Origin of the sequence: Vibrio aestuarianus, assembly GCF_028858425.1 — a bacterium.
GTDB classification, from domain to species: domain Bacteria; phylum Pseudomonadota; class Gammaproteobacteria; order Enterobacterales; family Vibrionaceae; genus Vibrio; species Vibrio aestuarianus.
On sequence record NZ_JAKNYQ010000003.1, the window covers coordinates 1 to 14,668 of the forward strand.

11 protein-coding genes and 1 pseudogene are annotated in these 14,668 nt (G+C 40.4%); 2 read left to right on the plus strand and 10 right to left on the minus strand.

The window, feature by feature from the left end; all coding sequences use genetic code 11:
- From dcm to MCT08_RS18525, 7 genes are all read right to left on the minus strand, one after another.
- Nucleotides 1-856: DNA (cytosine-5-)-methyltransferase (gene dcm, locus MCT08_RS18495; protein ID WP_274679093.1), on the minus strand; the 856-nt coding region annotated here is incomplete at its 3' end.
- A gap of 112 nt (nucleotides 857-968) precedes the next feature.
- Nucleotides 969-2,195 (minus strand): type II restriction endonuclease, encoded by a 1,227-nt coding sequence (locus MCT08_RS18500; protein WP_274679094.1) that lies wholly within the window; start codon nucleotides 2,193-2,195, stop codon nucleotides 969-971.
- A 479-nt stretch (nucleotides 2,196-2,674) separates the two neighbouring features.
- Entirely contained in the window at nucleotides 2,675-4,105 is a 1,431-nt protein-coding gene (locus MCT08_RS18505; protein WP_274679095.1) for a hypothetical protein, read from the minus strand.
- Nucleotides 4,105-5,478, minus strand: a complete 1,374-nt coding sequence (locus MCT08_RS18510; RefSeq protein ID WP_274679096.1) for an AAA family ATPase — start codon at nucleotides 5,476-5,478, stop codon at nucleotides 4,105-4,107. Before MCT08_RS18510 ends, MCT08_RS18505 begins: the two co-directional genes overlap by 1 nt.
- A gap of 2 nt (nucleotides 5,479-5,480) precedes the next feature.
- Nucleotides 5,481-7,298 carry a DUF1998 domain-containing protein gene (gene drmB / locus MCT08_RS18515; RefSeq protein ID WP_274679097.1) on the minus strand — a complete coding sequence of 606 codons (1,818 nt, stop codon included), beginning with the start codon at nucleotides 7,296-7,298 and terminating at the stop codon, nucleotides 5,481-5,483.
- Nucleotides 7,298-10,411, minus strand: coding sequence for a helicase-related protein (locus tag MCT08_RS18520; protein ID WP_274679098.1), 3,114 nt, complete (start codon nucleotides 10,409-10,411; stop codon nucleotides 7,298-7,300). Before MCT08_RS18520 ends, drmB begins: the two co-directional genes overlap by 1 nt.
- A 178-nt stretch (nucleotides 10,412-10,589) precedes the next feature.
- A complete protein-coding gene (locus MCT08_RS18525; protein ID WP_274679099.1) occupies nucleotides 10,590-10,766 on the minus strand; it encodes a hypothetical protein in 177 nt (58 codons plus the stop codon).
- 85 nt (nucleotides 10,767-10,851) lie between these two features.
- Here MCT08_RS18525 and MCT08_RS18530 point away from each other — a divergent pair, with 85 nt between their 5' ends.
- Nucleotides 10,852-12,051 carry a ParA family protein gene (locus MCT08_RS18530; RefSeq protein ID WP_274679100.1) on the plus strand — a complete coding sequence of 400 codons (1,200 nt, stop codon included), beginning with the start codon at nucleotides 10,852-10,854 and terminating at the stop codon, nucleotides 12,049-12,051.
- Nucleotides 12,051-13,130: a ParB family protein gene (locus MCT08_RS18535; RefSeq protein ID WP_274679101.1), complete on the plus strand. Its 1,080-nt coding sequence runs from the start codon at nucleotides 12,051-12,053 to the stop codon at nucleotides 13,128-13,130. The genes MCT08_RS18530 and MCT08_RS18535 overlap by 1 nt, the downstream gene beginning before the upstream one ends.
- 137 nt (nucleotides 13,131-13,267) lie before the next feature.
- Here MCT08_RS18535 and MCT08_RS18540 read toward each other — a convergent pair whose 3' ends face one another.
- From MCT08_RS18540 to MCT08_RS18550, 3 genes and pseudogenes are all read right to left on the minus strand, one after another.
- The gene (locus MCT08_RS18540; RefSeq protein ID WP_274679102.1) at nucleotides 13,268-13,486 is read right to left on the minus strand and encodes a hypothetical protein; all 219 of its coding nucleotides are present in this window, start codon (nucleotides 13,484-13,486) and stop codon (nucleotides 13,268-13,270) included.
- A gap of 66 nt (nucleotides 13,487-13,552) precedes the next feature.
- Nucleotides 13,553-14,287 (minus strand): hypothetical protein, encoded by a 735-nt coding sequence (locus tag MCT08_RS18545; protein ID WP_274679103.1) that lies wholly within the window; start codon nucleotides 14,285-14,287, stop codon nucleotides 13,553-13,555.
- Between the two features lie 50 nt (nucleotides 14,288-14,337).
- A pseudogene (locus tag MCT08_RS18550) lies at nucleotides 14,338-14,555 on the minus strand (group II intron reverse transcriptase/maturase); the annotation flags it as partial.
- Nucleotides 14,556-14,668 lie beyond the last annotated feature (113 nt).

Consider the following 14,668-nt stretch of genomic DNA (forward strand, 5'->3'; position numbering starts at 1 on the left):
CATTATCAACGTTAGAAACATCAGCAATCCAATAGCCTGCTCGATCAAGAGATCGGATGATTGTGGCGAACGTGTTGCCCTTGTCGTGGCTTTTCAGATTTTTAACATTTTCCAATACAAAGTACTTAGGTTGACGTGTTATCAGTATTTGCTCAACGTCAAAGAATAGCGTTCCTTGGGTATCACATTCAAAACCATGCGCACGGCCTAATGAGTTTTTCTTTGAAACACCGGCTAATGAAAATGGTTGGCAAGGAAAGCCAGCAAGCAGTAAATCATGTTTTGGGATGTGCTTTAAAATATTAGCTTGCTTATCTGCTTCTGTTGCATTGTCATCACCGCTTTTTGTAATCTGGGTGATGTCCATGTAAGAAGTATTCTTATCGACGTTCTCTTTATTATTATCTAAAAAGTATGGAAGCTCGTGCTCGTCTACATAATGGTTGGCAAGATAAGTACGTCGAGCTGCAGTGTCCCATTCGTTGGTAAATACGCATTTTCCACCTTGATCTTCGAACCCTTTACGAAGACCACCTATGCCAGCGAAGAGGTCGATAAAAGTAAAGCTAGGGTTATCCCAGTGGGAAGGTTTCGGCGGTAGTAATTTTTTACGTAAATCATCCAGCGCCTTTTCATGGAAGCAGATAGCACTAGACTCTGGCGATACTTTCCAGCGATTTAGTTTTTCTCGGGATACTTCGGCGTATTGCCCGCCCAGTTGCTGAAATTTAATGGCTAAGTTTTTCTGGTCGTAGATCTCAATAAGCAACTTAAGAAGCTTATTAGTTTCTTGGCGGTTATGTTCAAAGCGAAGCTCATCATCTCTATCGCCCTTCAGTATCTCTTTATAGCGCATTATTTGTTCTTGACTGGGAATTTTGTGTGCAGACTACCACACAAAATTACCATTTTTAAGCTTGTATGTTATTTATGAGCAATATATCCATGACAGTGTTAGCGTAACCTACTTATTTTGTCAGTCCTTTCACTTCATCAATGAATTCACGGAAGCTCATCAACCATTTAATCTGCCCTGGAAGGTAGTATTTATGGAGGCCTTCGGGTACAACCAATTGTAAATTTTTATCTCTCATTTGGTTTGTTTGGTGTTCACTAATCGCAGGTTCCATTGTAATTAGGTGTTTGCGATCAATACGCTCAGCTTCAGCAAGTACTTGTCTCCACCTATCTTTGCAGGTCGTTTTTGCACCAAGTATTCGTAGTTGTTCGACTGGGAAATCTAGGTTTGCGTAGCTTGCGGAGTTTGGAAACAAAAAATCTGGCTTTTGCCTAGCCTCTGTTTTTGCTCCTCTTTCAAAGTTAAGTCCAGAAGCAATCAAAATTTCTTCAATATGATTTTCAAAAGCGTGCCCACTTCTGCATTTTCTTCGATTCTGCACGCTTAGCGAGAAACGGACAAACTCATCTACGTCATCGCCTTTTTCGCCAAAACCGGCTCGAAGCTTTTCTTGTACTATATGTTTCTCTAATTGCCGAAAAGCAGACTCTTCAACTTCCATCCAGTTAAACAGTGCTTGGTCTGGATTAGATGCTGGGCATATATCCTCAGCTAAGCTTCGCGCAAAACTAGAAAACTCTCTTGTCTTTGGAAATACAGGACCAAATCGGTCAAGGATTCTATCTAAGTAATTGGTCCCGTCATTGCCAACTTCAATTCCATAACGGGCGAACATGAGCCTGATAGGTGCTGCTACTGCCATGTCCATTATCACTCTAGTCAGCCCTCTTTCATTCGTTTCGGTGTCCCTTACACCAAATAGAGACCGGATTTGGAGTTCATAATCACTTTCTGGAGAACAAAATATCATTAGTAGATTTCCCTCCATCGTTAAAGCAATCATGAAAAAATCACCAGGCTGGAAGCGATTGCTTACATCGTTAGACTTGTAATAAAGTCGCCACTCCGGGGCCCTAGTTTCATTATGATAGCGAGCATCGTACCAAGTCACCTTATCTTCACAGATTAAAGGCTGCTCATCATCTGCATCGAGGTATACCATTGTCGCTGGAATACTAATTTGACTGCCGTCATTGGGAGTACCAAGTTGTCGCCCTATACCAGCAGCAACTAAGCCTCCAATTTCATGTTGGTTTGAGCGCCCGGGATCAGCGTCAACTATAGAAAGATACTTGAAGGCGGCAGAAGAAAAAATATCAGCGAGCTGTTCGAACATGATGACTCCTGTGAAACTGCGATGAAATAAAATAACAAGTTAATCAATATGTTATATGGGTGCTAAATAGATTGTCGCTATAAATTTTAATGGAATAATCTAAGCCAGTAACGATAATGTTGGATATGAAGCATTGTTATTTTCGCGGCCAAATTGCTGTCTGAGTGTGCTTTATGCCCTTTTCTGTTCTGGTTCGGATTTCAACAGTTCGTTTACACCACTTCTCCCCTTCGTCCTCAGAATTTCACAAGCAAAAGTGTGTAGTGGCCTATAGGGAAGTTAGGCAAAAACGACGATCTCGAGTTGATTTAAGGTGTTGTGATAAAGAAATAGGCTTCGCTGATCACTGTTTTCGTATTGGATCATTCAGAGTATCTAAAGAAATCAGAGCTGAACCATCGGTATTTAACCAACCTTTGAGGAAAAGAGCTAAATATTAAAGCGCATGGCTAAAGTCAGCTCTTTAGCCATGCTTGAGGTTATAAAATAATCCTACTCGATTTTTGAGCTACTTTAATACTGATTAAAAGAGACAATATACTTTCAAAATAGACATGAACTTCAGAGTCAGTCAACCATTTAAGTGGCAAGGTTAAAAGTAACCCATGAGATTCTATTAATTCTACACGAACAGAGGTAGGTAAGTCTTTTTGGATCGCAAGTAGGTTTAAAGCTAGCTGGCCCTTAAGTTTTCCTAGGCCTTTTTCGCCGTTGGCATCAATCAATCGCCACCAAAAGTATTCACCTGCTTTGTATTCAAGAGCTAAGTCAAAGCCCGACATAGGTTTGACATGCTTTAGACTAAACTGGTTTTCCGTTTCACAATTAAGCCAAGGAACTTCTGTTAGCGAGAATTCCTCATTACATTCAATTTCAATATTATCTTCTTCTGGCTCGAATGTAGTTTCTACGTCTATTGTGATTTCATTATATAAACTTGCGTTCAACAGTTGTAGCTCTGCTCTTTCTTTTAGTTGCTTTCTAGCTTCAGCATTTAGGTAACTGTATCCAGTCCGAGCAGATGCGAATAAGTTAGCGAGTGCATAAACATCTTCGCCCAGCCCGTCACCTAGATTTATTTTCATTGCATCAATGTTTTGTTTTTCTGGGTTTAACAAAACCAAGATCATAGCTCTCAATACCACATTAATTTCATCTGTATAAATAAGATTTACGTCATCATTATTTATGATCTTTTCTGCAGTCTCTACCCAACGCTCGACATCTTGAGAAGCTATACTTTCAGCAACAATTAAAGCCTTAAATTTCTCAACCACTTCGCTTAGCTGCCAACCATTATCAATATTGAAATCACAGCATACTCTATAGAATGTAGCGGCAATTTTTAGCTGCTCTTGGTCCTTCACATAGTAACTAAGGTTTGCTTCAAGCAATCGTTCCGCGTTGCCTAGGTACTGTTTTAACCCACTAGAGAAGTAGTTTGAAGACAGTAATGTATTATGAGTTGCAGCGATAATAGCGTCGTTAAAGGCCATCTTTTTCGAAAACAAATGTTTCTCGACTGTTGGAGGTTCTGTTATATCTAACGACAAAGCTACATTAGCTTCATCACTCTCAAGAACATAGCACTCCATAGAGCTTAAATCGTAGTTATCATAACTTCGTTCGATAAACATATCTAAGCTGTCTTGGTTGGTAAAACCCATTTTCGTAATATTGGAGTATGGCTGATAAAGCGATGTTAGCTTGTCTTTCAATGTTAGGATTACAGCTTTCTCATCAATCAAATTTTGAGCGATCATTGATTGCAGTTCAATTTCTGAAAAAACTTTTTTTCCGTTCACTTCAAAGCAAAGTTCAAGAGGTAACAACTCATAAGTGAGAACATAACGACTTAGGTTTCGTTTTGGGAGCATGACATAGCACTGTGAGTTAGGGTTCATTTCCATTATTTCTGTTCTCTGTAATCTATTAGTCCTGATGTTTTGCTTGGGAAGTGTTCAAAAAATGCAGGATTGCAATTAGTAGTACTTCCGTTACACAAAAAGACAAGTTCTTCACGAGCTCGAGAGCACATAACATATAAGTTCATTTTAAACGTTATGAGGTCCGCATCGTCAACAGCAAATGATTGTAATTGGGGAATAAAAACGGAATCAAACTCCAAACCTTTACAACTTTTACGATGCAATACAGTAACGACCCCCTGTTTATCAAACAAAAGGGTTTCGCTACTTCTAGGGTTCTTGCTACTGTATGATTGCACAGTGTAGTTAGGAAGTTGTCGTTCTATTTCTTTCGTGAAAAGTGATCTATCTGAATCATTATCAACAATAATCCCCACCTCGAGAGCCGCTCTATTTTTCAATGATCTGCATATATACTGAATCTGCTGTTCGGTATTACTCATGCTCACCAATTTAGGTATGTTTCCTTGACGATCTGGTAGTTTAGGAATTCCCGTTGGCAAACCAACATAGAAATGACTTGCCACTTTTGCTATTTGACTGGTATTCCTAAAGTTTTTAGTTAAACTAAATTCACGATCAGGTTTATTTTTCAATTTTAGAGCTGTTCGAATCTCATCTAAACTAGAGTGTCTCGACTCTTCTAAACGTTGATTTTCATCGGCTAGAATTGTTAACCCACCATGCTCTAATTGTTTTGCACTAAGGTGTAAGAATGAAAATAACCCAGGTTCAAAATCCTGTGCTTCATCGATAATGAGGTGACCCCAGTCAATCAAATGTTCTGTATCTTTCTCCAAGAATAGGTTTCTCATTTCTAACCAATCAAATTGCCACTGAGTTTGTCTCGGAGGATCGAATGATGTTCCAGTCCAAGTACTATAAGCATCAGGATTTCGGTCATATTTTTCTTTAGAGACAAACCACATCCCCTTTTTATGGGTAAATGGGTTAACTTTATTCCATTCGAATTGACCACCTATTTTTTTTAATACATTTTTGTCTTCGTACGGACAGTTGAGGTACACCTTATCTCCCTCTACAATTAAAGTCTCAGTATCGGAGCTTGCTAAAATTTTCTGTTGTCGCCACCATTCAGGAAGCCATGAGTGCATTGTTTTTGACTGAACTTTTCCTTCAATTTCACTTGCTACATTTTCTGTGTAGCGCCTCAATACACGATTAAACATCAAGACCGTTACTTCGTATCTTTTCTTCGATAAAAGGTTCGCCCGCAAAAAAGCTATTACTGTTTTGCCGGTCCCTGGAGGCCCAGTAACCAAGATACTTCCATCTATAGGTGCATCTTCGAAGATATCTTGCTGTTCTTCGCTGATCTGTCGAATATTAGGCATTCTCATGACGTGATTTCTTTTTGTGCAGAAGCTATCGCTTGGCTAAAGAAACCTTCATATTCATCGTTCCCAATTAATATTGTTCTATCTAATAATAGGTTGTTATTTTCACAACTAGTTTCGGAAATTATTGAACAAGAGTGGCAAGCCGCTTGATTTAACCCCATAACACCTATCTCCTGTTTTTCACCACATACAGGGTCATTTGAACACCAGTGAGCAGTTTCTAAGGCCGCTAATATTGCAGGAAAAAGTCGGTTAACATCACCTTGTTGAACTAGGCCGCCTAAACTGCCTTCCGAGTCTCCCTCTGCAGTATAAATAAGCAGCCCAGCTTGCTCTTCGTCAGCGTAGATTCGTTCTCTTAAAGAACCACTAGAGTAGCCACTTTCAAAACTTAATTGGCGTATCAACAGGTGTGCCAATGTATGTAAAATAAGAAACTTAGCACTTGGTTTGGGCAAGTAGGTTGAATTCAACTCTGTGTAATGGTTGTTCAATGTGTCGAGTCGTTGCCTCAATTTTAGCGGTAAATTCTGTTGCCAAGCATTTATAACTGCTAAGTTCATTTCTATGAAAATACCTTCACCAAAAACCTCGGTAGCTGGTAACCAAGAACGGCTCTCAGTGCCAGTTTTAGGACTTACGACATTGTCGCTGGGAGATACTCTTTCAAATCCAAAAAATGCACGTACCTCACGCAATTTTTCTAATAAAACAACACGTTTAATGAGTTTTGTAAAACTAGATATTGAAGACGAATCTAAGCTCGCGAGCTTTGCTTTAAAGTTCAGCGTTTCTTTGCTTTCAATATCTAGCGAGGAAAGGATTTCCCACTCCGCGATTCTTAAATCTTCATCTTTGGGAATCCTAAATGTTCTTTGTTCTCGCTCTTTGCTATTCACGGCAGACAAAACATCTTCGATGGAAACATTTAACTCTTCTGCTATTTCATCAGCAAAAAAATTTATTCTGCGCTCCTTCCCCTCATCCAGAGCTTTCATTAAGTCATCAAACTCATCAGTTTCTTTAATTCGTGCATATAGCTTGTTACCAGAACTGGAGGATGAGTGTGGGATATCCAATGCCGAGCGCACAATGGGGTAATATAGGTTACTCGCACCTCGTTGCAAGACATGCAATGGTTCTTCACAGTTTTGTTGATCGGTAGGCTTATATTCCCATGGCTGAGTATCTTTACATTTTACGCCCGCTAACCCATTTTGACTCATTATCTCTTTAAGAGAATTCTTAGCTCCGCACTCTGGGTTCTTACATTCAATGTATAGAGCATCAAGGCCACTGCCTAATTCTGGATTAGACAAAAAATACAAATCAGGATGTTCGCATGTTTTATGTTGTCCTGATTTATGAGCCCAATAAACCCAAGGTACATCTTGTAAATGTCCATGTTGACAGGCAGCGACGAATCTCATCGGTGCTAATTCCTTTTTCTTACACGCTGAGTTTGCGCAAACAGGAATACCTTCAGCATTCAGTTTTCCAGTTTCATTTTTCCACAACTCCATTTTTTTACAGCGAGGGCAAAACATCCATTTAGGAAAACGTACTGTCATAAGAGCGTTATGTGGACCAATATCATCTTTTTTAGTAAATCTATTATTGATTACTGGTGGTTTTTTCAATGCCCGTACACCGGCCTCGTTAGATAGTCTGTCTAACTTGATTTCATCTAACCTTTTAGGCCAATGTATTGGATCTGCCAAGACTAAAGATTCATCACCAATTTCAATCACAGAGCCTGGGCCAAATGGCGTAATAAGTTGGGAACTACGATATGAACGATTAGAGCTAGCCATTAGCGCTCTCCTCTTACAAATAGGTGTGTTTCAGTATCTACATTGCGCATAGAATTCAAAGTACGCCATGCCTCTTCATGTTGAGAACTTTCAAAAGATTGAATAAGTGGTTCAAACTGCTTACCACCATCATAATGTGTTAATTGTTTTGAAGTTCGATTACACCTTTCTAGCCATTGACTGACCAAAGATTCTAGAAAGTCGAGTGTTTCTAACTGCTCAGCTTTCGACATTCCTTGCATCGCCCGTTGAATACGCGCCTGGAATTTTTTATAGATCTGTACAAAATCAGGGTGGTGTACATCGAGATGTTTCGCACTCTCATTTTTTCTTAAATAACCAGTGACTCTCACTGCAGCAATAAGTGATGCATGTAATGCACGCTCAAGAGCTGGTTTGACCCACGGAGTCACACTTGTTGGTTCAACATAACGATAAAGGGCTTGATGATAGCTCTTGAAGGTTTCGTAGTGTGAACGATCACGAGGTTTAGTCGGTGAATATAGCGTGATAACAATGCCCGGAGGCCGCTTCTTGTTACGACCGACACGACTTGATGCTTGAATGTACTCTGCTGTTGATTTTGGCTGCCCTGCAATTAACATCATACCCAGCCGTTCAACATCAACACCAACCGAAATCATGTTCGTACAAGGAAGAATATCGATCGCCTCAGGCGTTTCTTTTTCTAACCTTGCTAGAACCTCAGGAATCTTTGAGCCTTTGACTCCTGCACTTAGTTCTTCAACATTAGACACAGTTCTAGTGTCGTACTGGTCTTTCGAAATAACCTTAATACGTTCAGGAATATCATCACGACCTAAAGTCATCGTTTTACCAAGCTCTCTTCGGCTATTGTGATAAATAGGAAGCGTCCAATAACTATCTAACAGCGTGTCTTTAAACCCTAATTCATAAGGTGCTAACAGAGCTGCCGCACTTGTTTGTACAAGCGATGTCTGCCCTGTATGTCCTGATGGCATAACACCAAGATAAAGTCGCCCCGGTTTATGTTCTTCTTCTTTTGAAAAAAACGAATCAGCCTGATCTGTACCTGAAGGAGGGAAAATGTTTACTTGTCTGCCAAATAATCGAATACTTTGTAGCTGTGCCGCTCGAATCGTTGCAGTTGCAGCTATCACTTTAGGTCTATGCCCCAACACCTCCATTATGGTGTCAAAGCCAGCCTCATAGATACCAGCAATAGTACCAAGGGGACCTGATATAAGATGCAGCTCATCTTGAATAATTAATGATGGCGGTTGTACTTTTTTATCACCGAAGAATGCAGCAGCTCTCTCTTGCCAGGTCAATCGCGCAAATTTATCGACAGTACCAATTAGTAAACTAGGGGGCTTCATGTATAACGCATCATCTACAACTTGGATTGGCAAATGACGGTGAAAATCACACTCATGGCTTGGACAAAAGAACTCAAATTTATTGTCCGGGTTAGAACGAATTCCATATGAATCACAATCAGAAGAGTAATATTTAGGAACAATCTCAGTACCGCACCAAGGGCAAACTTGAAGTTGAAAACTATTTTCTGGCTCAGGATCATCGCGCATAATCATCACTTTATCATGAGCATCTTTAAAGTTATTAGGGGTACTATCTTTTCCAGCCCATAATCCAAGAGAAAACGATTCATGACCCAAGCGTTCATCAGACTTTCTAAGTTTTTCCAAAGCACAAATTAAGCTTCCCGCTCTTTGGAACTGTTGCGAAGTCAACAATCGCAGAGTATAACGCTTGATCACAGCGGTCCCTCCACCTTTTTTACCTAAGGTTAGGCGACGGTAGATCAATTCCCACGCAGCTACTGCTAAGTAAGCCTCTGTTTTACCACCACCAGTTGGAAACCATAATAGGTCAACTTCCTCATGCGATGCAGGAAAGTCGCCAGTGCTTTTATTTGGAATAAGAGATTCAAGGACTAATAGCTGAAACGCCAATTGGAATGGACGCCATTTAAAGTTTTCGATTACTTCGTTCGAAAAGTACTCTGGTGCCTCATATGGAGTACCTTTAGTTTTTGCTTCACCCGCATACTTTTTCCCACTGTGTATCATTTGCATTAACATCGCCTTATTGGCAACTCTAAATGACTCCATAGCTACTTTGGATTGCCTTAGACTATTAACACCACCACTCATTCTAGTTGCGGCATTTTTTAGTCTTTCAATGATGCGACTTTTAGCGCTTGAGAATCGCTCATCTAAGACTTCATTCTCAAGTTCAGTTATCCAAGAACGATACGTATCAATGAGTTTGTCATAACCATCAAGTAGTTCTTCATTTGTCGCAGAAGAGGGGGCTGCAATCTTTGTGATACTAAGAATACTGCTGTCAAGATCCGGATACCTTTCTGAATCGATATCAGTACTAAAGTCTTTAACCTCGTGGGATGGTATTGTCTCCGTAAATAAGCAGTTTGGTATTCCTCTGTCATCAAATGACCAATCAACAGCAACACCATGACCTACGGCCCAAGGTATTCGTTTTCGATACGTGAGATTCAACTCTTGTTGTTCATCATCTAACTTAAAGCGATCACTACTTGGGTACTCTTGAATATTACCTTCAAGTACAGTGACCTTAATTCCGCATTGGAATAAGCACTTTTCAGGGTCTAAACGATCACCAGAACTCGCATTATTTGAGAGTGCTATTGTCACGACTTTTCCCGAGCTTAAAGGGCGTACTTTAATATCTAAACGAGCCTTTCCGTCTAAGATGACTTTCTTTTGGGTTATGAGTTCTTTTATCGGTTCTTCATGAAATAACGGATAGCGCTGCCACTCTGAGAAGGCCTTTTTGGTATAGCGGCCAGCATTAATATGTAAGCATAACGTTGAGTTGGACTGAACAGCAAAGGAAATGGCCATTGACGAAGGTTTAAAATCATTTGCTAGAGCTTCTGAATTAGAATCAGCACCAGCGCTATCATTAGAATCATCAACACAGGCTGCTACAGGGAATAAAGTCCCCATCAAATAGCGCTTTTGAGGGGCATCATTTAACTCCTCGTTCTCTCCATTGACCGGACCAATAAGTTGCGATTTTAGATAACCAACCAGTTCATGCCTAGCTTGAGTAAACTCATTCATTGTTGTTCTCTATACTGATGGGGAATATGAAATTTACAGAATTTCATTCTAATTGTTGGGATATTATTCCAGATCAATAGCTTGCATCAATCTTTATATAACAGACACTACTCAACTAATTGCAAATCGAAAAGTGAAACGATAAAAGGATGTGATTGCCCTCGAGTTATGTTACTTTTCACGAAGTGACTTCTCCGCTCCCTTCTCTAAAACAACCCGAGCCACACCAACCTTTTTGTGCTGCTAAATCAGGGTATTTCTTTAAGGCTTCAAGATCTTTTTCAGCGCCATAGTGAGTAAATTGAGAACATGCATTGACTAAACGTACAATGAAATAAAGCTCAAAAAAATCCACCCAACAAAACAAACTCCTCTAATTTTCACTACCAACATCAAAAATCGAGGTATATACTATTTCTCATTCCTACATGGAGGCAGAAATGGATAACCTACATACTACTACGACATTTCAAGCACTTAAAACCGGTGCTGATGCGTACATTCAGCGCCGTAACCAACGTTTATTAGCCAATCACCGTAAAGAACTTCGTAACTTTACCCGAGCAGAAGCATCAACCTACCTTGGTATCGATGCAAAGACGCTTGATCGTTACGTCACTGCAGCCGATATCGACCCACGTCGCCATGAAGACTCGCAATGGTCGATTGATATTGCAGAGATATATAAAGTACGTGAATTGCTGCCAGAGAACCTACGTAAAGACGCTAAGTTCATACGCAGTGAGCAGCAAAAAACGCAAGTGATGGTTATCCAGAATCAAAAAGGCGGTGTTGGTAAAACCGTTTCTGCTGCGACTATAGCTTCAGGTTTGGCAACCGAGTTTCATCAAGAGTATCGTGTTGGCTTAATCGACATGGATGGCCAAGCCACGCTGTCGATGTACTATGCACCTGAAGCGGATCAAGAAGGCAATTTGTCCGTTGGTGATCTGATGATGCAAACATTCGACCTTGATGAAGGCGAAACTTTTAAGCAAGTCATCTCTGAGGCCTTTCTTGAAACTACCATTCCTAACCTACGCATTTTACCTGCAGCACAAAGTGACCGAGCGATGGAAGGTTGGTTTCATGAGCAAGTGTTCAGTCAAACTTTAGCGTCTCCATACTCTTTGCTAAAAGAAATCATAGATAACGTTAAAGACGAGTTCGATATAATTATTATCGACACCCCACCCTCTTTGGGCTATGCGACCTTTAACGCGTACTTTGCAGCAACGAATGTAGTGTTCCCATTGTCTATTACCGAAAACGACATTGATGCGACTTGTTCTTACTTCAGCTATATCCCACAAGTGTGGGCATTGTTAGAAAACGCTAACCATGAAGGCTATGACTTCATGAAAATATTACTAACTAACCATCGTGATAGCTCAACCACTACAGAGTTAATGAATAACCTGTACGACCACTTTTCCCCTTACTTGTACTCAAAAGAGTTTAAGCACAGTGAAGCTGTCCGTCAGTCATCTTCCCTACTCTCTACGGTGTTTGATATGTCGAAAAGTGAATACCCGAAAAGCAAAGCAACTTTCCAAAGCGCACAACAAAATGGCTATGAAGTTACAAGCCAGATCTTGCGCGATATTCTGAACGTTTGGCGTGAACAGGAGAACAAGTAATGGCGAAGAAACGTGGCGGTAGCCCTTTAGGTAATGCTCCAGGTTCAGCGCAAGCACAGCAATCAGCGGCCAAAGCAAACTTAGATACTCTAGCAGCACAAATCAACACAGAATTAGAGAAAAGTGGCCAGAATGCCGCCGAGTATCTACAGCAAAAGTTCGGCCTAAAATCGGTAGGTCAAAAAATGGTGTGGCAGCTTGCATCTGGTACAACTGCGACTTTTAACGAAGTGACCTTGTCATACGAACAGGTAAAGCAAAACACTGTGGTTACTTTTGATGTTAACGGGCGCGACCAGTCTTTGTTAACCAAAGAGTCTCTAGAGGATTTAAACTCGTTAGAGTTCCAACAGTTCTACCCTGCCGTAGGCCGAGAGATTGGAGGTAAAATCGATGTACTTGATGGTTCTCGCCGCCGAGCATGGTTCTTGCTTCAAGAAGGCCGTATTAAAACCTTTAAAATGCTTGTCACTCAAAATGAGATTTCCGTTACGGACGCCAAAGCCCTTGCCAAGCAACTGCAAACGGCAAAAGAGCACAACCAACGCGAGATCGGTTTGCAGTGCAAAACACTGTTGGATAGTGGAGACTACACCCAAGAAGATGTGGCGAAGATGGTTGGTATTAGTCGCCCCGCAGTAAGTAAAGCGCTTAAAGCTGCGAGCATTGATGAGCGTATCATCGCCCTATTTCCTGTCGTAAATGAACTATCACATACCGACTATGCCTTGCTCGGTAAAGTGATGAAAGCATATGAAGGCGATAAGAAAAATTTCATCGGTTTTATTAAAAAAGTGAGTAAAGAAATTGTCAATGTTCAGCCTGAACAAAGCAGCGATGAGTACAAAGATAACGTCCTGTCTATCATCAAAACAGAGCTTAAAATTGCAGAAGCTAAAAGTGATGTGGATAAAGCAGAAGTGACTCCCCTAGCCCAGTTCGATAGTAAAGGTATGTTTGCTCGTAAACGTGTTAAGGGTCGTAATTTTTCGTATGAGTTTGGCCGGTTGTCTAAGAATGTTCAGAAAGAGCTGGATGAGGCGATAACGAAAGTGCTTGAAAATAACACCGTTCAATAGAGTACTAGGCTAACTTCAGTTAGCCTAGTTAAAACTTCTTTGTGCAATTGTGAGTTTCGTTGAGTCAATCATTAACACTTCATCCATCACATCTAGTATATAGAAAGCTCATTCAGAAACGATGAGAGCAATGTCTTTTATTCACTATCCGAGAACACATTTTTTATCTTATCTAGCTTCTCTTCCATAGCTAAAAACTCTAAATAAAACTCCCTTAATTTATGGCCATCTATTTTTACTATTGCAGTTTTGTTTTCTCGCCAATCTAAACGTTCAATAGCTTTTGACACGTGAACAATTGCGCTGGCTTCATCGTTAGGACTGGATGTAGCCTTAATAATGTAACTGTCCGTCATATTTAGTCCTCTTGGTAAAGTGTGTGGTTTATAGCACTAAGCATTGGATATAGATTGGTTTACTATTTAATTGAGACTCATAGGTACCACTTTTGTGTTCGAGCCAAAAACAGTATTTGTATCTAAATATTTTTTGGTAATCTTAAAAAACTTTTTGTCAGGTTCACGCTGCGTTAATGACACTATGTACGCATTTCCATCTAACTCAAACATTACCGTCGTTTTTGTGTTGGTGTAAATGCAATCGGATAAGCAGTTATCAATCCGTCCAGTTATGATTGCTTTATCACTTCCGGTAGTCACTACTCTATACGTTTCCGTGTTTGTCTGATCTAATTCATTTTCTTGCAATGCGATTGAATTTAGAGTGATATTATCGTGAGCATTTTTTGCGCGAGCTTCTCGTTCCATGCGGCACATATGAGATTGATGATTACGCTCTTTCACTAGCTTCAGAACATGATTTTCCCGTGCTTTATCTTTAGCGTATTGACTAATATTACCGTCATTAGCCTGTACCGCATTATCATATTCTGACATATCAATTGCATTAAATGGACAAGATCCAAACTTAGAAATATCTATATTTTTCGGATTGAATTCCTCAGGATTACCACTACTCAAGGGCACATTGACTAAAAAGGAAAAATCTCTTTTCATGTTTAGATTCACATAAATATTTTCACCAATGACCTGTACTCGATCCACATCATTGAGAACCTGTGATCCTGACCATCCAGCCTGTACATCAATTGATACTCCAAACGCCAATAGTGGCGCTAAAAACAGAGCTAATTTCATCCTATTCAGCCTTTAAATTAATGTTGAATTTGACCGTACCATTACAGGCCGGCAAGTGTCTCAGATATTGGTTCTAGTGCTAGAAGATGTAACGCTTGTTGTGCTTGGTTAAGCATACACGGGATACCCAATGGTCTGAGTTTGCTTTTTCCTTTGGGGTATAGATTCTTCTGCGCAGTTTGGCTCGATAGCCTTTCCTGTTCAGTAAACTGACTGCCGCCATTCGACGTGCATCGGTGTTCCAGATGTCGCCGTCAATTCCTAGCGTTATACCCACGAACACCGGGAAGCTTTGCTCCTTTCGATATACAAACGGTTCACTCTTATCGCGGTGAACAGCGATTCATGCGACTTCACGTCGCACGGACAAAACTGAGTTAT